Origin of the sequence: Pelomonas sp. Root1444, assembly GCF_001426885.1 — a bacterium.
Classification (GTDB): domain Bacteria; phylum Pseudomonadota; class Gammaproteobacteria; order Burkholderiales; family Burkholderiaceae_C; genus Pelomonas.
The window spans coordinates 1429-1662 of record NZ_LMFP01000012.1; the positions used below are offsets into that span (position 1 = coordinate 1429).

Below are 234 nucleotides of genomic sequence, written 5' to 3' on the forward strand. Positions count from 1 at the left end.
GGTGTCGTTGCCGGCCGCGCCGTCCAGCGTGTCGTGGCCGCGGCCGCCGCTCAGCGCGTCCGCGCCGGTCGAGCCACGCAGGTTGTCGTCACCCGCCGTGCCCTGGCCCAGCTGGATCAGGATGTCGGCAAGGGCCCAGGTCGTGCCGTCGTCGAAGCGGATCTGCTGGACGGGGTTGTAGGGGCTGCCGGGGTTGTCGTCCTGGAAGAAGTAGTTGATCAGCAGCCGGTCGCC

The 234-nt window shown here is 70.9% G+C and carries 1 protein-coding gene; it reads right to left on the reverse strand.

Annotated features, from left to right (window positions below; translation table 11 throughout):
• Positions 1 to 234, reverse strand: a 234-nt coding sequence (locus ASD35_RS13370) for a calcium-binding protein (protein WP_157275550.1), incomplete at both ends; no start/stop codon positions are given.